Origin of the sequence: Streptomyces sp. NPDC049837 (assembly GCF_040674455.1) — a bacterium.
In the GTDB taxonomy this organism is placed as follows: domain Bacteria; phylum Actinomycetota; class Actinomycetes; order Streptomycetales; family Streptomycetaceae; genus Streptomyces.
In genome coordinates this window covers 61,152-82,466 of sequence record NZ_JBFAMP010000007.1, presented here as the reverse complement: position 1 = coordinate 82,466, position 21,315 = coordinate 61,152, and the positions used below count along the sequence as shown (strand labels likewise).

At 72.8% G+C, this 21,315-nt stretch carries 10 protein-coding genes; all 10 read right to left on the bottom strand.

What is annotated here, in order from left to right:
- Window positions 1–16: 16 nt before the first annotated feature.
- The 10 genes from AB0J57_RS20515 to AB0J57_RS20470 all read right to left on the bottom strand — a co-directional run bounded on the left by AB0J57_RS20515 (window position 17) and on the right by AB0J57_RS20470 (window position 21,143).
- Window positions 17–844 (bottom strand): ABC transporter permease, encoded by an 828-nt coding sequence (locus tag AB0J57_RS20515; RefSeq protein WP_366129663.1) that lies wholly within the window; start codon window positions 842–844, stop codon window positions 17–19.
- Window positions 841–12,387 (bottom strand): amino acid adenylation domain-containing protein, encoded by an 11,547-nt coding sequence (locus AB0J57_RS20510; RefSeq protein ID WP_366129662.1) that lies wholly within the window; start codon window positions 12,385–12,387, stop codon window positions 841–843. Before AB0J57_RS20510 ends, AB0J57_RS20515 begins: the two co-directional genes overlap by 4 nt.
- A gap of 102 nt (window positions 12,388–12,489) precedes the next feature.
- The gene (locus AB0J57_RS20505; RefSeq protein ID WP_366129661.1) at window positions 12,490–13,197 is read right to left on the bottom strand and encodes a DsbA family protein; all 708 of its coding nucleotides are present in this window, start codon (window positions 13,195–13,197) and stop codon (window positions 12,490–12,492) included.
- A gap of 35 nt (window positions 13,198–13,232) precedes the next feature.
- Window positions 13,233–13,979 (bottom strand): 3-oxoacyl-[acyl-carrier-protein] reductase, encoded by a 747-nt coding sequence (fabG, locus tag AB0J57_RS20500; protein WP_366129660.1) that lies wholly within the window; start codon window positions 13,977–13,979, stop codon window positions 13,233–13,235.
- A 123-nt stretch (window positions 13,980–14,102) separates the two neighbouring features.
- Window positions 14,103–15,188: a beta-ketoacyl synthase N-terminal-like domain-containing protein gene (locus AB0J57_RS20495; RefSeq protein ID WP_366129659.1), complete on the bottom strand. Its 1,086-nt coding sequence runs from the start codon at window positions 15,186–15,188 to the stop codon at window positions 14,103–14,105.
- Window positions 15,188–16,423, bottom strand: a complete 1,236-nt coding sequence (locus AB0J57_RS20490; RefSeq protein WP_366129658.1) for a beta-ketoacyl-[acyl-carrier-protein] synthase family protein — start codon at window positions 16,421–16,423, stop codon at window positions 15,188–15,190. The genes AB0J57_RS20495 and AB0J57_RS20490 overlap by 1 nt, the downstream gene beginning before the upstream one ends.
- 29 nt (window positions 16,424–16,452) lie before the next feature.
- Complete coding sequence (locus tag AB0J57_RS20485; protein WP_366129657.1) at window positions 16,453–16,728, bottom strand: acyl carrier protein; 276 nt, start codon at window positions 16,726–16,728, stop codon at window positions 16,453–16,455.
- 55 nt (window positions 16,729–16,783) lie between these two features.
- The gene (locus AB0J57_RS20480) at window positions 16,784–17,749 is read right to left on the bottom strand and encodes a LysR family transcriptional regulator (RefSeq protein ID WP_366129656.1); all 966 of its coding nucleotides are present in this window, start codon (window positions 17,747–17,749) and stop codon (window positions 16,784–16,786) included.
- A 193-nt stretch (window positions 17,750–17,942) separates the two neighbouring features.
- Entirely contained in the window at window positions 17,943–18,737 is a 795-nt protein-coding gene (locus tag AB0J57_RS20475) for an AfsR/SARP family transcriptional regulator (RefSeq protein ID WP_366129655.1), read from the bottom strand.
- A 171-nt stretch (window positions 18,738–18,908) separates the two neighbouring features.
- Window positions 18,909–21,143 carry an MMPL family transporter gene (locus AB0J57_RS20470; protein WP_366129654.1) on the bottom strand — a complete coding sequence of 745 codons (2,235 nt, stop codon included), beginning with the start codon at window positions 21,141–21,143 and terminating at the stop codon, window positions 18,909–18,911.
- Window positions 21,144–21,315 lie beyond the last annotated feature (172 nt).

Below are 21,315 nucleotides of genomic sequence, written 5' to 3'. Positions count from 1 at the left end.
CCTCCAGGCGGCGGGTTCAGGAGCCCGCGGTGCGGTAGCGGCGAAGGCTCACGGCGGAGCAGACGGCGAACAGCGCGCCCAGCGTCACGGCGGCCACGGCCACCGGGTGCTCGGCGGGGAAGCTGCCCCCCGACGTCGCCGGGTTGCCCCACAGGTCGCGGCAGGCCGCGATGACGGCGCTGACCGGGTTCCACTCCGCGATGGGGCGGATCGGCGCGGGCATGGACTGCGGGGCGAGGAAGGCGTTGGACAGGAACGGCAGGACCACGACGATGAACGGGGTGACGACGCTGATGGTCTCCACGCTGCGCAGGGTCATCGCCAGCAGGACGCCGAGCCACAGCATCACGTACACGAAGAGCGCGATGAGCCCGAACGCGGCGAGCGTCGGCAGGACGCCGGTGCGCGTCCGCCAGCCGAGCAGCAGCCCGGCGCCGGTGACGACGGCCAGTCCGAGGAGCCCCACCAGCAGGTCCGCGAGGGTGTGCCCGAAGAGCACCGCGGACCGGCTGATGGGCAGGGACCGGAACCGGTCGACCAGGCCGCCCTTGAAGTCCATGGCGACCGAGATCGCGGTCGGCCCGACGCAGGCCAGGGCGACCTGGACGGCGCCGCCGGCGAAGACGTACTCGCCGTACTCCCCGCCCGCCGGGAGCCTGATGGCGTCCCGGAAGAGGTAGCCGAGCATCACCATCGACACGAGCGGGCTGAGCGCCACGCCGACCACACGTCCCGGTGCACGGCCCAGGTGGTGCAGCCGGCGGCCGGTGACCGCGAGGACCTCGGTGAGCAGGGCGCCCAGGGCGCCGGGGCGGCCGGTCCCGTTGTACGTCGCCGTCGTCATGATCCGTCACGTCCGTCCCGCGCCTGGTGGAACCGGTCCAGCTCGGCGGCGACGACCGGGCCCAGTTCGGCGAGCGGGCCGGGGTTGAGGATGTCGTCGTGGGTGCAGGCGAGCCGGTGGACGCGCAGGTCACCGCTGAAGTACGGCTTCCAGAGGCGGTCCTTGTCGGGGCCCTTCTCCACCTGGCCGGTGCCGGCCTCGCCCCACGCCGACAGCTCGGCGAGGAAGAGCTGCATCGTGCCGTCGAAGTCGCGGGGCCGGTAGCGGGTGTTGAGCGACTGGTGGTGGATCATCAGGTCCACCATGCGGGTCATGCGCTGCTCCCCCATGCGTGCCATCGGGCTGTTGTCGCGCCGCAGCGCGTCGAGGACGTCCCCGGCGACGAGGTCGCGGTCGCCGAACTCGGACCGGTGGTGCCCGATGCCCTCCAGGAGCCAGGCGAGCAGGCTCTGTTCGTCCCGCTCGTCGGTGACGCCGGTGCGCGGGTAGGAGTCGAGGTTGGCGACCAGGCCGACCTCGTCCCCGGCCAGCCGGAGCTGGACGGCGATCTCGTAGGCGAGCAGTCCGCCGAGGGACCAGCCGAGCAGGTGGTACGGGCCCTCGGGCCGCACCTCCTTGATCATCCGGATGTAGTCGGCCGCGATCTCCTCGATGCTGCCGGGCAGCGGCGCGTCGGCGACGACGCAGGGCGCCTGGATGCCGTACAGCGGGTACTCCTCGCCGAGGTGGCGGGCGAGCGGCAGGTACGACAGGGCGAACCCGACGCCGCTGTGCAGGCAGAAGACGGGCGGGCGGCTGCCGGTCGGCTTGATGCACAGCACCGGGGCGAACGGATCGGCGTGGTCGAGGCGGTCGGTCTCGTCGATGGCGTCCGCCATGATGCGAGTGCTGTGCCGGGCGGCGGGCGCGGTCGCCGGGGCGGGGGCGGGCTCGGGTGCCGGGGCTGCCGTCGGCTTCGCCGTCAGGGTGGCCGCGAGGGCCCGGACGGTCTGGTGGACGAAGACGTCCGCGATGCTGACCTCCAGCCCCGCCTTGCGCGCCAGACTCACCAGCCGCAGCGACTTCATGCTGTCCATGCTCGCCCCCGGCGCCTCGAAGAAGTTCTCCTCGACACCGAACGACTCCACACCCAGCACGTCCGCCACGATCCCGCACAACACCTCCTCCGCCGGGCTCAGCCGCTCCACCGTGAGGGTGGCCGCGAGGGCGCGGACCGTCTGGTGGACGAAGACGTCCGCGATGCTGACCTCCAGCCCCGCCTTGCGCGCCAGACTCACCAGCCGCAGCGACTTCATGCTGTCCATGCTCGCCCCCGGCGCCTCGAAGAAGTTCTCCTCGACACCGAACGACTCCACACCCAGCACGTCCGCCACGATCCCGCACAACACCTCCTCCGCCGGGCTGAGTTCCCGCGCGGCCGTCTCGGAGGATGTGTCCGGAAGGGGCGCCGGCGCGGTGGCCGCGTCGGGGGCCAGCAGGTTCCCCTCCGTGTCCCACTTCACGCGCACACCGGTCCGGTGGAGCCGTGAGCCCGCCGGGCCGAACGGGTCGGCCACGAACCGCTCGGCGGTGGCGCCCGGGCGGCTCGCGTAGCCACGGGCCAGCCCCGAGCCGCCGACGTACAACTCGCCGGTCACGCCGGGTGGTACGGGGGCGAGCCACTCGTCCAGGACGTACACCCGGGTGTTCCAGGCGCCCCGGGCGGGCGTGAACGTCGGCGGCGTCGCCCAGTCCAGCGGCAGGGGCTCCCCGGCCGGTACGCCGGTACCGGCGAGCAGCGGGGCGAACAGGCCGCTCGCCGTCGCGGCACCGCCGTTCTCCAGGACCCAGGCGAGGTGGCCGGCGGCCGCCCGGTGCTCCACGACGGTGCCGCGCGGGCGGCCCGCCGCGTCCTCGGTGCGGATGAGGTAGGCGGCGTGCTCGGGCCGCAGCGGGCTCGTGCGGTCGGCGTCGGTCACCGGCTCGGCCGAGCCGGCGCGCACCTCGGGCCCGTCGAGGACCACGGTGGGCACGCCGGTGCTGCGGAGCCGGCCCGCGAGGCCAGCCGTGGTCAGGACGCACACCGGGCGGGTGTCGGCGAACAGGGCCTTGATCCGGCCGGCCGGCTCGTCCGCCGCCAGCGGGACGTACGCCGCGCCCGCCTTGAGCACCGCCAGGACGGCGACCGCCCGGTCGGCGGGCCGGGGCACCGCGACGGCGACGACCTGCTCGGGACCGGCGCCCGTCGCGATCAGGTGGCGGGCCAGCCGGTGGGAGCGGGCGTCGAGATCGGCGTACGTCAGGGCGTGGGCGCCCGTCCCGACGGCAGGCGCGTCCGGGGTGCGGGCGGCCCGCTCGGCGAACAGGTCGGGCAGCGTCACCGGCGGCAGCTCCCGCGCGGTGTCGTTCCAGGTGCGCAGCACCCGCTCCCGCTCGTCGCCGGTGAGCAGCTCCAGGCCGCTGAGCCGGACGTCGGGGTCGGCCGCCACCGTGCGCAGCACCTGCTGGAACTGCGCCACCATGCGCTCGGCGGTCGCCCGGGTGAACAGGTCGGTACTGAAGTTGAACAGGCCGCGCATGCCGCCCTCGCCGGGCCACGGCAGCAGTTCCATGACCAGGTCGAGCTTGGCCCGGTCGGAGCCGACGTACTCGGGCTTGACCGTGAGGCCGGGCAGGGTCAGCGGCTGGTCGCCGTGGCTCTGCACGCTCAGCACCACCTGGAACAGCGGGTGCCTGGACAGCGAGCGGGCCGGCTTGAGCGCGTCGACGACCTGGTCGAACGGCACGTCCTGGTGGGAGTAGGCCGCGAGGTCGGTCTCCCGGAGCCGGTCGAGCAGCTCGCGGAAGGTGGGGTCGCCGCTGGTGTCGCCGCGCAGCACCAGGGAGTTGATGAACATGCCGACGAGGTCGTTGAGCGCTTCGTCGGTGCGTCCGGCGACCGAGACGCCCAGCGGGATGTCGGTGCCGGCGCCGAGCCGGGTCAGCAGCGCGGAGAGGGCCGCCTGGAAGACGATGAACTCAGTCGTCCCGGTCTGCCGGGCGATCTCCACCAGGGCGCCGTGCAGTTCGGGCTCCAGGTCGAACATCACCACGTCACCGGACGAGCCGGGCACCTCGGGGCGCGGGAAGTCGGTGGGCAGGGCCAGCTCCTCCGGCAGCCCCGCGAGGGCGTCCCGCCAGAAGGCGAGCTGTCCGGACACGACACTGTCCGGGTCGTCCTCGGAGCCGAGCAGCTCGCGCTGCCAGACCGCGAAGTCGGCGTACTGCACGGGCAGCGGCGCCCATTGCGGGGCGCGCCCGGCGCAGCGGGCCCGGTAGGCGGTGGACACGTCGGTGAGCAGCGGCACGATCGACCAGCCGTCGAACGCGATGTGGTGGAAGACCAGCAGCAGTACGCACTCGTCGGGCCCGGTGGACAGCAGCCGTACCCGCAGCGGCGGTTCGGCGGTCAGGTCGAAGCCCTGGTCGGCCTCGGCGGCCAGCGCCCCGGCCAGCCCTTCCTCGGTGACCGTGCGGGCCTTGAGCACCGGTCCGCCGGTGCGCGCGTCGAGCACCCGCAGCGACGGCACGCCGTCGTTGTCGGGGATGACGGTCCGCAGGACCTCGTGCCGCTCGGCCACGTCGGTCAGGGCTGCCTGGAGGGCGGCGGCGTCGAGCCGGCCCGTCAGGCGGAAGGCCATCGGCGTGTTGTACGTGCCGTCGGCGCGTTCCTGGCGGCGGTTGAGGAACCACTGCCGCTGCTGGGTGAAGGACAGCGGGCGTTCGGTGTCCTTCGGCGCGGGCAGCAGCGGCGGCCGGGCGTGGCCGGCGGCCTCGACGACGGCGGCGAGGGCGCTGACGGTCCGCGCTTCGAACAGGGCGCGGATCGGCAGTTCGACACCGAGGGCGGTGCGGGCCCGGCTGATCAGCCGGGTCGCCAGCAGCGAGTGCCCGCCGATCTCGAAGAAGTCGTCGTCGATGGAGACGTGCGGTACGGAGAGGATGTCGGCGAACAGGCCGCAGAGGATCTCCTCGACGGGGGTGCGCGGGCCCCGGCCGCGTGCCGCGCCGGCGATGTCGGGCGCGGGCAGCGCCTTGCGGTCGAGCTTGCCCTGCGGGGTGAGCGGCATGGCCTCCAGGGCGACGACCGCCGAGGGCACCATGTAGTCGGGCAGGGACTGGGCGAGCCGTTCGCGGAGGGTGCCGCTGAGCGAGGAGTCGGAGAGCGCGGCGGGGTCGGCGGCCACGACGTACGCCACCAGGCGGCGGTCGCCGGCCTCGTCCTCGCGGACGATCACGGTGGCCTGGTCGATGCCGGTCTGGGCGAGCAGGGCGGAGGTGATCTCGCCGAGCTCGATGCGGAAGCCGCGGAGCTGGACCTGGTCGTCGGCGCGGCCGACGTAGTCCAGTTCGCCGTCGGGCAGCCAGCGCACCAGGTCGCCGGTGCGGTACATGCGCTCCCCGGCGGGCCCGAACGGGTCGGCCACGAACCGCTGGGCGGTCAGCTCCGGGCGGGCGAGGTAGCCGCGGGCGAGGCCGCCGCCGACGTACAGCTCGCCGACGACGCCGACGGGCGCGGGTGCCAGGTGCCGGTCCAGGACGTAGACGCGGTGGGCGGTGGTGGGCCGCCCGATGGGCGGGCGTCCGGTGCCCGTGAGGGGGCCGCTGACGGTGGAGCTGACGACGGCTTCGGTGGGGCCGTAGCCGTTGTAGAGCCGGACGTGGGCGGACCAGCGTTCGACGATCTCGGCGGGGACGGCCTCGCCGGCCACGGCCAGGCGCAGGTCGGCGGGCAGGTTGGCGCCCTCGGGCAGGCCGCCGACGACGACGGGCGGCAGTCCGGCGAGGTTGATCCGGGCCCGGTTGATCAGGTCGACGAGCGGCGCGCCGGGGGTGCGGCACTCCTCGTCGGCGATCACCAGGGTGCCGCCGGTGAGCAGCGCCAGCATGAACTCCCAGACGGAGGCGTCGAAGCTGAAGGACGCGAACTGGAGCACACGGGTATCGGCGTCGAGCCCGAAGCGCTCGACGAGGCTGTCGACCATGGCCAGCAGCCCGGTGTGGGCCACGACGACGCCCTTGGGCCGGCCGGTGGAGCCCGAGGTGTAGATGATGTACGCCGGGTGCCCGGGCCGCAGCGGGCTCACCCGGTCGGTGTCGGTCAGGTCCGTCCCGGGCAGTGCGGCGAGCCGCCCGGCCGTCTCCGGTTCGTCGAGGACCAGGGTGTCGACGCCCAGTCCGGCGGTGCGCCCGGCGGTCGCCGTGTCGGTGAGCAGGGCGACCGGGTGGGCGTCGTCGAGCATGTAGGCGATGCGGTCGACCGGGTAGGCCGCGTCGACGGGCAGGTACGCGGCGCCCGCCTTGAGCACCGCGAGGGCGGCCACGACCATCTCGGGGGTGCGCGGCAGCATCACGGCGACGACCTGCTCGGGGCCCACGCCCCGGTCGGCGAGGAGCCGGGCGAGGCGGTTGGCGCGGGTGTTGAGCTCCGCGTAACCGACCTGGCCGGCGCCGAGGACGACGGCCTCCTTGTGCGGTGCGGCGGCGGCGCGGGCCTCGAAGACGTCGGTGGCCCGCGTGGTGGCGGGTGCCGCCGTGGCGGCCGCGCCGGACCAGTCGTCGAGCAGCAGGCGGCGCTCGTCGGCGCCGAGCGCGTCGAGGGTGCCGAGCCTGGTGCCGGGTGCGTCGGCGAGGGCCTCCAGGACGCGGGTGAACCGCCGGAGGATCGCGTCGACCTCGTCGGCGCCGAAGATGTCGGGCCGGTACTGGGCCTCCAGGCGCATCGGCTCGCCGGTCCGCGAGCCGGGGAACACCCCGAGGGCGAGCGGGTATTCGGCGATGACCCGCGCCTCCCAGGCGCGCATGCTCAGGCCCGGGATGCGCTCGCCGATGCGGTCGAGCACGCCGGAGGGGTAGTTGTGGAAGCTGACGACGGTGTCGAACAGCTCGCCGATCCCGGCGCCCTGCTGGACGTCGGCGAGGCCCAGGTGCTGGTGCCGCTCCAGGCGGAGCTGGCGGTCCTGGAGGTCGGCGAGCATCGCTTCGAGCGTGAGCGACGGGTCCAGCTTCACCCGCACCGGGAGGGTGTGCATGAAGGCGCCGACCATCTGCTCGACGTCGGGGAGTTCCTCGGGGCGACCGGATGCCACGGCGCCGAACGTGACGTCCTGCCGGCCGGTGAGCCGCCCGAGGGCGACGGCCCAGCAGCCCTGGGCGACGGTGTTCATGGTCAGGCCGTGGGCGTGGGCCCAGGCGGTCACGGCGTCGGTCAGCCGCTGGGGCAGGTCGGCGGAGAGGGTCTCGGGCAGGACGGAGACGCGGCTCCGGTCGGCGGGGCCGAGCCGGGTCGGCTCGTCGATGCCGGCCAGTTCCTTCTGCCAGGCCTCCCGCGCGGCTCCCTTGTCCTGGGCGGCGGACCACTCCAGGTACGCCCGCACGGGGGCGACGGGCGGCAGCGCGGACGGGTCGGCGCCGTTGGACCAGAGGGTGACCAGCTCTTCGGCGAGGACGGCGGACAGCGACCAGCCGTCGACCAGGATGTGGTGCGCGGTCCACACCACGCGGTGCCGGTCGTCGCCGAGCCGGTAGACCGTGAAGCGGGTCAGCGGGGCGCGGGTGACGTCGAAGCGGTGCAGCCACTCCTCGTCGGTGCGCCGCTTCACCTCGGCGTCGACGTCCGCCGCCGGGACGCCGGTCAGGTCGACCTCGGTCCAGGGCAGTTCGACGGCGGCCGGGACGAGCTGGACCGGGTCGCCGGTGTCCCGCTCGCGGAACGCGGCCCTCAGGCCCGGGTTGCGGTCGAGGAGGGCGGCGACGGCGGCGCGCAGCGCGGACCGGTCGAGCGGGCCGTCGACGTCCATGACGACCTGGAGGGTGTAGGCGTCCATGCCGTGCCGGTCGAACTGGGCCTGGAAGAGCAGGCCGCGCTGGAGCGGGGAGAGCGGCAGGATGTCCTGGAGCCCGTCGGTGTCGTTCTCGTACGCCTCGATCTCCGCCTGGGAGACGGTGACGAGCGGGAACTCGGAGGGGGTGCGGCCGCCCGTGCCGGGCCGGCCGGCGTGCGTGGCGAGGGCGTCGAGGGCGCGGAACCAGTCGTCGGCGATGCGCCGGACGTCGTCCTCGGCGAGGACGCCGTCCGCCCAGGTCCATTCGGCGACGAGCACGGGGCCTTCGGGGCGGTCCTCGGTCATCGAGACGACTTCCAGGACGTGCCGCAGCGGGGTGTCGGGCGCGGCGGTGAGGCCGGAGGCGCCGGCCCGCATGGACCAGTCGCCGCCCGCGTCCGTGCTGAAGCGGCCCAGGTAGTTGAAGCCGACGCGGGGGGTGGTGCGGCGGGCGAGGGCGCCGGCGGTCTGCGGGTTGAGGTGGCGCAGCAGCCCGTGGCCGAAGCCGTGGTCGGGCAGGGCGCGCAGGGTCTCCTTGACCCGCTTGAGCGCGGCGCCGCAGGCGTCGCCGCCGTCCCACACGGACGCGCGGTCGAGTTCGCCGACGTCGAGGCCGACGGGGAAGACGCTGGTGAACCAGCCGACCGTACGGGACAGGTCGGTGTCGTCCCCGAGGTGTTCGCGGCCGTGGCCCTCCAGTTCGACCAGGGCGCGGGTCGCGGACCGGCCGGTGCGGCGGTCGTGGTCGGTGAGGGCGAGGGCGAGACCGGTGAGCAGGACCTCGTTGACCTCGGCGTGGAAGGTGGCGGGGACCCGGGTGAGGACGGCCGCCGTGCGGTCGGCGGGCAGTTCGATCCGCAGCCTGCCGGCGGTGCCGTGGACGTCGCGGGCGGGGTCCAGGGGACGCTCGCCGAGTTCGACGGCGTCGCCTTCGTACTGGGCGTTCCACAGGGGCAGTTCGGCGACGCGCGTGGCGGTGCGCGCGTGGTCGGTGAGGGTGCGTGCCCAGCGCCGGTAGGAGGTGGGGACCGGGTCGAGACGGATGTCCCGCCCCGCGGTGACGGCGTGCCAGGCGGTTTCCAGGTCGCCGAGCAGGATGCGCCAGGACACCCCGTCGACGGCCAGGTGGTGGACGACGAGCAGGAGTCTGCGGGGCTCGGCGGGGCCGGCGTCGAGGAGCACGGCCCGCACCAGCCTGGCGTCCTCGGGGCTCAGCTCGCTGCGGGCGGCCTCGACCTGCTCGGCGAGGGCCGCGTCCGGGTCGGCGCCGGCCGGCACCCGGACCGTGCCGAACACGTCGGAGGCGGCCACGGCGCCCGGCGGGAGCGCCTCCAGGTTCCACAGGCCGGGCACGGGCGCGGTGAGCCGCATGCGCAGCGCGTCGTGCCGGTCGAGGAGGGCGCCGATGACGGTCTCCAGGCGGGCGGGGTCGGCGCCCTCGGGGACGGAGACGGTCACGTACTGGGCGTACTGGCGGGTGGCGGCGGGGAGGTGGGAGACCTCCTCGCGGAACTGGTCGATGACGGGCGTCAGCGGGATCTCGCCGATCCCGTCCTCGACGGCCACCTCCGCCCGCCGGCCCGTCAGGTGGGCGACGGCCGCGATGGCGGCGGGGGTGCGGTGCTGGAAGACGTCCCGGGAGGTGACGCTCAGGCCGGCCTTGCGGGCGCGGCTGACGACCTGGATGGCGCTGATGCTGTCGCCGCCGAGGGCGAAGAAGCTGTCGTCCACGCCGATCCGGGGCAGGCCGAGGACCTCGGCGAGCACCTCGCACAGGATGCGCTCCGCGTCGGTGCGGGGCGCGCCGCCGGTGTGGGTGGTGGCGAAGTCGGGGGCGGGCAGCGCCTTGCGGTCGACCTTGCCGTGCGGGGTCAGCGGCAGCTCGGGCAGGGCGATCAGCAGTGACGGCACCATGTGCTCGGGCAGCACCTCGGCGAGCCGCTCGCGTACGGCTGCCGTGTCGGCGTCGGTCACGACGTAGCCGACCAGCCGCTGGTGCCCCGCCGGGTCGGCGACGGCGGCGGCCACGGCGTCGTTGACCGGGGGCAGCGCGCGGAGCGCGGACTCGACCTCGCCCAGCTCGATGCGCTGGCCCCGGATCTTGACCTGGTGGTCGCGGCGGCCGGTGAACAGCAGTTGCCCGTCGGCGAGGAGCACCACCTGGTCGCCGGTGCGGTACATGCGGGTGCCGTCGGCGGCGAACGGGTCGGGTACGAAGGTGGTGGCCGTGCGGCCGGGGTCGCCGAGGTAGCCGCGGCCGACGCCCGCGCCCGCGATGAACAGTTCGCCCGGCACGCCTTGCGGGACGGGCCGCAGGTCGTCGCCGAGGACGTACAGCCGGGTGTTGCGCAGCGGGCGGCCGATGGGCATGAAGGCGTCGTCGGCCCGTACGTCGGCGGCGGTGCGCGCGTAGGCGTGGGTGACGTCGTCGGAGCACTCGGTGGGGCCGTAGACGTTGGCCAGCGCGATGTGCGGGTGGCGGGCGAACCAGCGGGTGCACAGGTCGGCGGGGAGGGCCTCGCCGTTGGAGATCATCCAGCGCAGGGCGGGCAGTCCGGGCGCGGTCCCGGTGGTGTCCCAGGCGTCGAGGGTGGCGCGCAGCAGCGACGGCACGACCTCCAGGACGGTGAGGCGCTCGGCCGCGATGATGCCGAACAGGGCGTCCGGGTCGGCGGCGGCGTCGCGGGGCACGGCACGGACGCGGCCGCCGACGAGCAGGGTCGTCAGGGTCTGCCAGACGGTGACGTCGAAGGTGACAGGCGCGTTGTGGACGAGCGCGTCGGTGTGGTCCAGGCCCAGTTCCTCGACCTTGGCGAGCAGGTGGTTGACCATGCCGCCGCGCTGCACCATGGCGCCCTTGGGCTTGCCCGTGGAGCCGGAGGTGTAGATGACGTACGCCAGGTCCAGCGGCCCTCCCACGACGGGGGCGAGGTCGTCGGCGGGGTCCTCGGCGCCGTCGAGGAGGAGGACGGGGAGGTCACCGGCCGCCTGCCGGGCGAGGGCGTGGTGGGTGGTGTCGGCCAGCACGCGGGTCGCGCCGCTGTCGGCGAGCAGGCCGGTGAGGCGGGCCAGCGGGGCGCGCGGGTCGAGCGGCAGGAAGGCCCGGCCGGAGCCGAGCACGCCGAGCTCGGCGGTGATGAAGTCGCGCCCCGGTTCGGTGAGCAGGGCCACCGGTCCGGTGCCGTCGGTGAGGCGGCGGGACAGGGCGCTCGCCCGGCCGGCGAGCTGTGCGTACGTCAGGGTGCCGCCGTCGTCGGTGACGGCCGGTGCGCCGGGGCGGTCGGCGGCGTGGTCCCGTACGCGCTCGACGACGCCTCGGTAGGGCTCGGCGCGTACGGGACCGGTCAGGGCGGCGTCCAGCCGTTCGGCTTCGCCGGGGGCGAGCAGGTCGAGGGTGTCGAGCGGCGCGTCGGCGGCCACGGTGACGAAGCGGTCGAGGAAGTCGGTGAAGCGGCGCAGGTGGGCGCGTACCTCGGCCTGTTCGTACCGGGCCTCGTTGCCGCTGAGGTCGACGCCGATGCCGTCGGCGCCCTTGTCGGCGACGGTGAACTCCAGGTCGTCGACGAGGCCGGTGGAGGGGCTGTAGAGGGTGGCGTCGCAGGGGCCGATGGCGAGCTTCTCGATCTGCGGCATCATGTTGATGAACGGCCCGAACGGCCGCCGGTCGTCGCTGGCCAGGCCCATCGCGCGGCGGATGCGGCTGACCCGGTGGCGCTGGTGCTTGAGCGCCTGCGAGAAGGCCTGGTACGTCGCGGTGAGCAGGTCGCCGCGCGTCATGCCGGGCGTCACGGGCAGCCGCAGCGGCACGTAGTTGACGACCATGCCGGGTATCCCCTGCATCGTGCCGCCGACCCGGGCGGTGACGGGCAGGGAGAGGATGACGTCGTCGGTGCCGGCCATCCGCCGCGTGTACGCGCCGAGGGCGGCGACCAGGACGGTCTGCCAGGTGACCCGGGCGTCCCAGGCGACGGCGCGCAGTCGGTCGGCGGTCCGCTCCGGCAGGACGGTCTCCTCGCGCCGGAAGGCCTGGGCGGGCTCGGCGTCGCGGGTGGCGAGGCTGACGGGCTCGGGGCGGTCGGCGAACCGCTCCTCCCAGTACGCCCGGTCGCGCTCGGCGCGCGGCGAGTCCCCGTAGGCGGCCTCGGCGTCGATCAGGGTGCTCAGCGGCGGGAAGCGGCCCTCGTCGAGGGAGGTGCCGGCGAGCATCGCCTCGTAGATGGCGGACAGCCGCTGCCAGTAGATGACGTAGCTGAACCCGTCGGAGACGAGGTGGTGGTTGAGGAGGCAGAAGAACGTGCGGTCCTCGGCGAGGGTGAAGACGCTCAGCCGGAACAGCGGCACGTACGGGTCGGCCGTCGGCACGAGTGGTACGCGCAGGTCGGCGCGGATCGCCTCGCGGGCCGCCGCGGCGGGGTCGTCGGCGCCGCTGACGTCGGTGACGGTCAGCGGCAGCTCGTCGAGCTCCTCGATGAACTGCCGGGGCTCGCCGTCCACGTTGGTGAAGCGGGCGCGCAGGCACTCGGACTCGTCCACGAGCCGTTCCAGCGCGGCGCGGAAGAGCGCCTGGTCGAGGGGGCCGCGGATGTCCCAGTAGATGGCGGTGTTGTAGGTGGCACCGCCGCCGGACAGTTGCTCGTCGAACCAGATGTCCTTCTGCCCGGCGGTGAGCGGCAGGCCGGCCGTGTGGCGTTGAGTCGTCATACCAATCCCCTAGCGAAGGTCATCGAGTTCACTCCGTCGATCGTCGACGAGCGCGCTGACAGCGGGCTGACCGTGAGCTGACGCCCACGCCTGCCCGGCGGGTCAGCCGCAGCCGCCCGCGTGCCCGTCGTCGGCCGACCGGCCGAGGCCCACCGCGCCGACGAGCGGCTCGGGTACGGAGGTGGCGGGCAGGGCCTTGGCGCGGAGGTGTTCGACGAAGGCGTCGAACCTGTCCAGGCCCCAGAAGCGGGTGAAGCCGTGCACGAAGAACGGCACCCCGAAGACGCCGTCCCGGCACACGTCGAGCAGGGCGTGGACGCCCTCGGCGCGCAGCCCGGGGTCGTCGCTCGCGTCGGCGAGCCGCCGCTCGTCGAGGCCGAGTTCGGCGCCGATGGCGGCGATGGTGGCGCGGTCGCAGATGTCGCGGCCCTCGCCGAAGCGGGCCCGGTAGCAGGCGGCGATGTAGTCGTGGCCGCGCCCCTCGCGGGCGGCGACGAGGTAGCCGAGGTGGGGCACCTCCCACACCGGCTTGCGGTCGACGGGCCAGGTCACGGTGATGCCCCGGGCCTTGGTGAGGCGGCCGACGTCCTGGAGGACGTAACGGTTCTTCTCGCGGGACATCTCCGAGTACGGGAAGGTGCCGCCCTGTTCGGCGAGGAGGCGGGCGCTCTCGGGGTCGGGTTCGAAGAACGGCACCCATTGGAGCCGGTCGACCAGCTCCGGGTGACGTGTCGTCAGTTCCCGGTACGCGAGCCAGGAGTAGGGGCTGCGCAGGGAGAAGTAGAAGCGTGGCGTCTTGTTCTTGGGCATGGTGGTGTCCCGCCTTCCGGTGTGGGGTGGTGGCTTCAGACGACCAGGCCGCCGTCGACGCCGAAGACCTGGCCGGTGATGTAGGAGGCGCGGTCCGAGGCCAGGAAGGCGACCAGGTCGGCGACCTCCTCGGGCCGGCCGAACCGGCCGAGCGGGATGCGTTCGGTCATCTTGGCGACGTGGTCGTCGGCGAGACCGGAGAGCATGTCGGTCTCGATGAAGCCGGGGGCGACGGCGTTGGCGCGGATGCCGTAGCGGCCGGACTCCTTGGCCAGCGCCTTGGTGAAGCCGATGATCCCGGCCTTGGTGGCCGAGTAGTTGGTCTGCGTGGCGTTGCCGTACACGCCGGCGACGGAGGACAGCGTGATCACCGCTCCGGTGCGGCGCTTCATCATGGCGAACACGGCGGCCTTGCAGACGTTGTACGTGCCGTCGAGGTTGACCCGCAGCACCGCGTCCCAGTCGGCCTCGGCCAGCATCACCAGCGGGTTGTCGCGGACGATGCCCGCGCAGGAGACCACGGTGCTCAGCGGGCCGAGCGCCTTCTCGCTGTCGCGGACGAAGCCGCGTACGGCATCGTGCCCGGCCACGTCGACCTGCGCGGTGTACACCCGCGCCCCGGCCGCGCCGGCCTCCTCGGCCACGGCGTCGGCGGCCTCCTTGTTCGACTGGTAGCAGAACGCCACGTCGTACCCGTCCCGGGCGAGCCGGGTCACCACGTGACGGCCGATCCCCCGGGAGCCTCCGGTCACCAGGGCGACGGGGCGGTCGTTCGCTGACATGCTGATGTCTCCTCGTTGGCTGTGACGTGGTGGCTTCCGCGTGCGGGCAGGCCGCCGCCCCGGCCCACCGGGGCGGCGGCCCCGGCCGACCGGGGCCGTGGGGGGTGGCGGTCGTGGTGCCGGTCAGGCGCCCGTGAGCAGGGCGCAGCCGACGGTGCCGTCGCGTTCGATGCCGGTGACCAGGGCCGCTTCGCCGGGCGCGAGGCCGGACTCGCCGGCGGCGGCGAGGACGGCGGCCAGTTGCAGGCTGGTGGAGGCGGCGGAGGTGTCGCCGAGCAGCGGGCGGCAGCGGATCCACCGGGGGGCCGTCGCGCCGAGCGCGTCGGTGACCCCGGCCTCCTCCAGGGCGGCCAGTTCGCCGCCCGCGCCGAGCGGGGCCACCAGACGGACGTCCTCGGCGGACACGCCGGTCGTCTCCAGGGCGTCGCGTACGCAGGCCGCGAGGGCCGCGCGTGCCTCGCCCTGCTCCCCGTACGCCCGGAAGCGGGTCGTGCGGATCCTGGCCAGCGGAGTCCGTCCGGCGGCCGCCGCGTCCTCGGGCGTCTCCAGCAGGAACACCGCGCTGCCCTCGCCGAGCGGTGCGGACCGCTCCTCGGCGGTGCGGCCGTGCCATTCGAGCCAGGCCCGCTGGGTGGAGTACTCCTCGGCGGCGCCGCACAGCACCCGTTCGCAGTGCCCGCCGCGGTGCAGCCGCACCGCGTAGCTCAGGGCGAGCAGGCCGGTCAGCCAGCCGCCCGCGACCGTGGTGTTGGGGCCCTTGATGCCGTGCCAGATGGCGCTCTGCCCGGCCGCCCGGTTCATCACGGTGTTCGGGAAGCGGGCCGGGTCGACGTGGTAGGGCCGCTCACCGGCGAGGGAGTCGCGGGTGAAGTCCATGATGCTCTGGACGCTGCCGGAGCCGGTGCCCAGGACGAGGGCGGTCTGCTCGGGCCGCAGCGTGGGTTCGGCGTCGCAGGACGCCAGCAGCCGGCCGACCGCGGTGACGGCGATCGCGGTCACCCGGTCCATCGTCCGGGTGCCCTTCCTGCCGACGTACTCGGCGGCGGTGAAGTCGGGGACGAGCCCGCCCCGGTCGAAGGGGCCGGGGAACGCGGTGCGGTCCAGCGTCCCGACGGCGCTGCGCCCGGCGTTGATCCCGTCGCTGAAGGGCACGCTGCCGACCCCGTACGGGGAGACCGCCGACCAGGCGGAGAGGACCAGTGGGGACATCACTCCGCCTCCCGGTAGCGGCCGAGGATCAGCACGGCGTTGTTGCCCGCGAACGCGAGCGCGTTGTTCTGGACGACGTTCAGTTCGGCGGGCCGCGCCTCGTTCGGTACGCAGTCCAGGCCGCACTCCGGGTCGGTCTCCCGGTGGTTGATGGTGGGCGGGATGAAGCCCTCGGTGATGGCCAGCGCGCAGGCGGCCGAGGCGAGGGCGCTGGCCGCGCCCATGGAGTGCCCGATCATCGACTTGATGGAGATGGTGGGCGGGGGCGCGGCGAAGACCTGCCGGATGGCCCCGGCCTCCGTCACGTCATTGGCCCGGGTGCCGGTGCCGTGCGCCGAGATGAAGTCGATGTCCTCGGGCTTCACCCCGGCGTTGCGGTGCGCGACCTCCATGCAGCGGGCGAGGCTGCCCTGGTCGGGGGCGACGGGGTGGTGGGCGTCGCAGTTGAGCCCGTACCCGAGCACCTCGGCGTAGATCCGGGCGCCGCGCGCCCTGGCCGACTCCAGGCTCTCCATCAGCAGGATGCCGGCGCCCTCGCCGGTCAGGATGCCCTTGCGGTCCTTGTCGAACGGCTGGCACACCTCCGGCGCGATGGTGCCGAGCCGGTAGAAGCCGGCGAACGTCTTGCGGCACACCGCGTCGGCGCCGCCGCAGAGCGCGACCTCCACCTCGCCGCCGCGGATGGCGTCGAACCCGCTGCCGATGGCGTAGTTGCCGGCCGCGCAGGCGGTGGGGATGGTGAGGGCCTCGACGTCGGTGAGGCCCAGCTCCCGCACGATGCCGGTGGACAGCCGGCCCGCCTGCGCCCGGCGCACCACGCCGGGCGGCAGGTGTTCGGGGCCGTCCTTGAGCTGTACGTCCACGAGGGCGTCGAGGTCGCGGGACTCCGCGTCGGTGGTACCGACGGAGACCAGCGCCCGCCGCTCCCGGAGTTCCTCCAGGGACAGGCCCGCGTCCGCCACCGCCATGTGGGCCGCGGCGACCGAGAACTGCGTGGCGCGCCCCAGCTCGTCGGGGTCGACCCGGCGGATCCAGTCGGCCGGGTCGAAGTCGTCCACCTCGCACCCGTTGGCGTGTGCGAAACCCGTCGTGTCGAAGGCGGTGATCGGCTTGACCCCGCTGCGTCCGGACCGCAGTCCGTCCAGGAAGGCCGCGACGCCGAGCCCGATGCTGCTGACCGTGCCAAGCCCGGTGATCACCACTCGGCGTGGCGGCCGCTGATCGTTGTCGTACACCTTGCGCTCCCGTCGTCCGGTGCCGATGCCTAGTGGGAGGCCGCCTTGGCCGCCACGGCCTCGTCGACGACGGTGACGACACCTTCGAGGTTGACCATCCGGGCCAGTTCGGCCTGGTCGATGTCGATCCCGAAGGCACGCTCGAGCTGGGAGAGGATCTCGATGGCGCCCATCGAGTCCGCCTCGTGGTCCTCCTTGAAGCGGCTGGTGTCGGTCATCTCGTCCGCGTCGATCTCGAGGATGTCGCAGATGATTTCCTTGATCGTGGCACGGCCGTCGGCGTCCACGCGGTTCGCTGTCGTCATGCCGACGATGCTGGCGAACGACCCTGACAGCGGGCTGATGGCCGACTGACAGCCCTCAGGCGGTTCTGAGGTAGCGCAGCAACTCGGGGAAGTCGGCCGGGTGTTCCTTCATCCAGGCCCAGTAGCGCGGGATCGTCCGGGCGTACGCGCAGTAGTAGCCGCGGACCGTCTCCACGAGCCTGGCCAGGGTGTGGCGGGAGACGGAGCCGCTGCGCCAGACCATCACCATCTCGGTGCTCTCCGTCCCGGAGATGGGCACCAGCGACACGTCGCTGGTGGCGCCGGTGGGGGTGGTCAGGGCGGCCGCGTTGGCGTCCCGTACCCAGCTCATCGCCTCGTGGTGGCCGTCCACGTAGTGCAGCACCTCGGGTTCCGTGCGCGGGAACCTGGTGAACAGTTGCTTCTCGATGGGGTGGAACCAGTGGTCGCGTGCGTAGCAGACCCAGTTGAGGGAGGCGAGGTGGCGGGTCTCCACGGCCGGCTCCTCGGAGAGCGGATGGCCCTGGGGCACGGCGAGCCATACCGGTTCGCGCACGATGACGGCGGTGTCGAGGGCCAGTTCGGTGCCGTCGCCCGGCTCGACGAGGGACATGCAGGGCACCAGCGCGGCGCTGAGCCAGCCGCGGCGCACCGCGTCCACGGCGGCGGCGGGGCTGAGCGTCTCGGTCTGCACCTCCGTGGCGGGCAGGGACGACTGGAGGGCGCTGTGCAGGGACGGTGGCGTCCATTCCGAATTCCCGAACCGGAACACTTTGGAGGCGTGGGCCGCCGCCTCGACAATAACCATGTCGGCGCGCTGGACGAGTTCGGTGAGCATGGGGATGAGCCGTTCACCCAGTGAGGTGGGGACGACACCGGCGGAGGAACGCACGAAAAGCCTGCCGCCCACCGCATTTTCAATGCGTCTCAACTGCGCGGTCAGACTGGATTGCGGGACGCTTAACTCGGCCGCCGCCTTGGATATACTCCCGACCCGGTCTATGACCGTCACTATTCTGGCATGCCGTAACTCTATGTTCACAGAACCCCCGTGGCACCCGAATACTCAACGTGCGATACCCCGGCATATAAATGCCGAGGTGATTCACACGCTAACAGGAGCCCCACACGACGTCCACCGCACTTTTCTGCACGGGGACTTCACAAAGTTTGCCCCGAATGAATGCCGTGTGAACACGGATCGGACGGAACAAGCCGTTGGGCGGGGATCGCCACTATCTGTGCCCGGCGGACAGCAGGACCTGACGGGGCTCCCCCAGGACGTCGTCCTGGGTCAGGATCGCCTGGTACGCGCGGTGCAGCCCGCGCCCCGGTTCGAGGCCGAGGTCGTCGGCCAGCCGGCGGCGCGCGCCGTGGAACACCTCCAGGGCCTCCGCTTGCCGGCCGTCGCGGTAGAGCGCGAGCATGAGCAGCTCACTGAGCCGCTCGCGACCGGAGTGCTCGATCGCGAGCTGTCGCAATTCGGCCAGGGGGACGCGTTCCGCGTCGACCCGCAGCCTGGCCGCCGTCAGGTCCTCGTACGCGGTGATCCGGCGCTCCTCCAGGTGCGCCGCCTGCACGCGGCACCGCAGGCCGTCGCATGTGTCGAGCAGCGCCGGCCCGCGCCAGAGCGCGAGCGCCGATTCGAGCGTCACAATCGCCTCGGCCGGGTTGTGCGGGACGAGCGCGGCACCCGTATCGGCCAACTCGACAAACCTGTGTGCGTCTACCACATTGGCCGGAACATCGAGCACGTAACCGCTGCCGACGGTCCGGACGAGCGAGTCGCCGTCCCGGCCCGTCACCATCTTCAGGAATTTACGAAGCCGTCCGACGTTGGCCTGGAGTGCGTTGCGCGCGTTGGTCATCGAGCGGTCCGCCCACAACTCGTCCACGATCTGGTCGAAGAGCACCGGCGTCCCGGGCGAGAGCGCCAGCAGCGTCAATACGACGCTCGCCCGCTTCGACGCCATGGTGTACTGCTCGCGCCCTTGCGCCAGGTAAAGCGATCCCAACAGGTTGATCTCCACAGCCTGAAACCCCCATAGCTATCGGCAGCCGCTGGAAATTCTGCCCAGGATCACTCGACCGGAGGAAATACCATCTCGGTGGCGTTCGCGCACCGAAATGGTATGGGCCCGACGGGAACAGGCGCCGAACCGGCGGGGGATCCGGTCCGACGCCCGTCTGTGGGCCGGCGGCTAGCGGAGGCGAGCCGCCGGGGCGGTGGTGGTGGCCGACCGGCCACCACCGGTTCCCGACGCGGCGGCGGTCTGCGCGCGCCGCATCTTCTTCGAGGGCCACCAACTCGCGTCACCCAGCAGGATGAGGGCCGAGGGCAGGATCATGACCCGGATGATGAAGGCGTCCAGCAGGACGGCGACCGCGAGGCTGAAGCCGATCTGCTTCATCTCGGCCAGGTGCAGGAACATGAAGCTGGCGAACACGGTCACCATGACGATGGCCGCACTGGTCACGACCTTGGCCGACTTCTCGATGCCATCCAGGACCGCCTGACGGGTGGGCACGCCGTTCATCGCCGCCTCCTTGATGCGGCTGACGACGAAGACCTGGTAGTCCATCGACAGGCCGAAGAGGATCACGAAGAGGAACAGCGGCACCCGCGATCCGATGGCGTTGGTGGCGCTTTCGTCGAACCCGAAGATGGTCGAGGCCAGGCCCCACTGGAAGAAGACGACCACCAGGCCGAAGGCCGCGCCGACGGACAGCAGGTTGAGCAGGACGCCCACCAGGCCGATGACCATCGAGCCGAAGACCAGCACCGTCATCAGGAAGGTCAGCAGCAGCAGGAACCCGACGACGATGGGCAGCTTGTCGTTCTGGTGCTTGAGGTAGTCGACGTCGACCGCGACCGGCCCGTCCACGCCGTACTCGGCGCCCTGGACCTTCCCGAGCGTGGCCGGCAGGTAGTCCTGGCGCAGGTGCTCCAGGGAGCCGGTCGCCTCGGGCGAGCTGAGCCGGTGCGGCACGGCCAGGGTCATCACGCTGACCCGCCCGTCCTTCGAGGTCTCCACGGCCGGCGGGTTCTTGGAGAACATCGGGTCGTCCTTGGCCCGCTGGGCGAGTGCGTCCAGTGCCGTGGCGACCTCGGCCTTCCGGTCGCCGTCGGCGCGCACGACGACCCAGTGCTCCGAACGGCGGTCGGGGAAGGCGTCGTTGAGCTTGTCGTAGGTCTGCATCTCGGGGATCGCCCGGGAGTGGGTGTCCTTGTTCAGTACGCGCAGCTCCATGCCGAGCGCGGGGAGCGCAAGGCCCACCATGACCAGCGTGGAGACGACCAGGGTGGCCACCGGGTGCTTGCGGGCCGGGTTCAGCAGGGCGGTGAAGATCCGGCCGGTGCGCTCGGGGTGGCGCTGGCGGAGCTGCTTGCCGCGTGCCGCGGCGCGGGCCGCGCGGCGGTCGGTGCGCCGGCCGATCTTGACCAGGAGGCCGGGCAGGACGGTCACCGAGCTGACCATGGCGACGAAGACCACGAGGATGGTGGCGGTGGCCAGCGAGGAGAAGATGATGTCGGTGGCCAGGAACAGGGTGGCACTGGAGATGATCACCGCGAGGCCGGAGACGATGATGGCGCGTCCGGCGGTCGCCGCGGCGATGCCGACGAGCGCCTCGGGGCTGAGGGAGCCGGCCGCCTTGTCCCGTTCCTCGCGTTCCCGCTTGAGGTAGAAGAGCGTGTAGTCGACGCCGACCGCCATGCCGATGAGCAGGATGACGTTCATGCCGACGCCGGCGTCGGGGATCAGGTGCGAGACCACCATGGACAGTCCGACCGCGGCGGCGATCGAGGAGAGCGCCAGCAGCAGCGGGACGCCGACCATCACGAGCGAGCCGAACACGATCAGCAGGGTGACCAGGGTGACCGGGAAGGTGATCATCTCGGTCTGGGCGAGGTCGTCGCTGCGCTGCTTGTTGAGGCCCTTGCTGACCGAGGCGTCACCCGTCTCCTCGACGACGAGGTCGGGGTTGGCCTTCTGCACGGCGGCCGTCTGTTCCTGGAGCGGCTCGACGTGCTTCAGCGCCTCCCGCTTGACGCCCTTCATGGTCACTTCGACCATGAGCATCCGGCCGTTCTCCGACAGGACCGGCTCCTCGACCTCGAGGACCTCGGGCAGCCCCTTCATCCGGCCGCTGAGGTCCTGGGCCGCCTCCCGTGCCTTCGCCTCGTCGAGCGGGCCGGACTTGGCGCTGAACATGATCTGCTCGGTCGGCTTGCGCTCCAGGCCCGCCTCGGTCGCGATGGCCTCGGCGCGGCCGGACTCGCCCACCTGGTAGTCCTTGGCGACCGCGCTGTTGGTGCCCACCGCGATACCCACGGCCAGGCACAACGCGACGAACGCGAACCATGTGGCGATCGCACGCCCCGGGTGTAAGGCGCTCCAGCTCGCCACCCTCACGGTGATCGGCTGCTTCTTCACTGTCCCAGCTCCTTCAGGGTCGTCATGACCGCCCAACGGGTGTAAGTCGACGATGACAGGTGATGGTGAGATGCGTCAACCGTAAGCCCGCATGGTGGCCGGATCGGTGCCCGTTGGCGCGCTCCCGACGCCGGGCACCCGTCGGCGGGTGCCGGGCACAACGACACGGCTC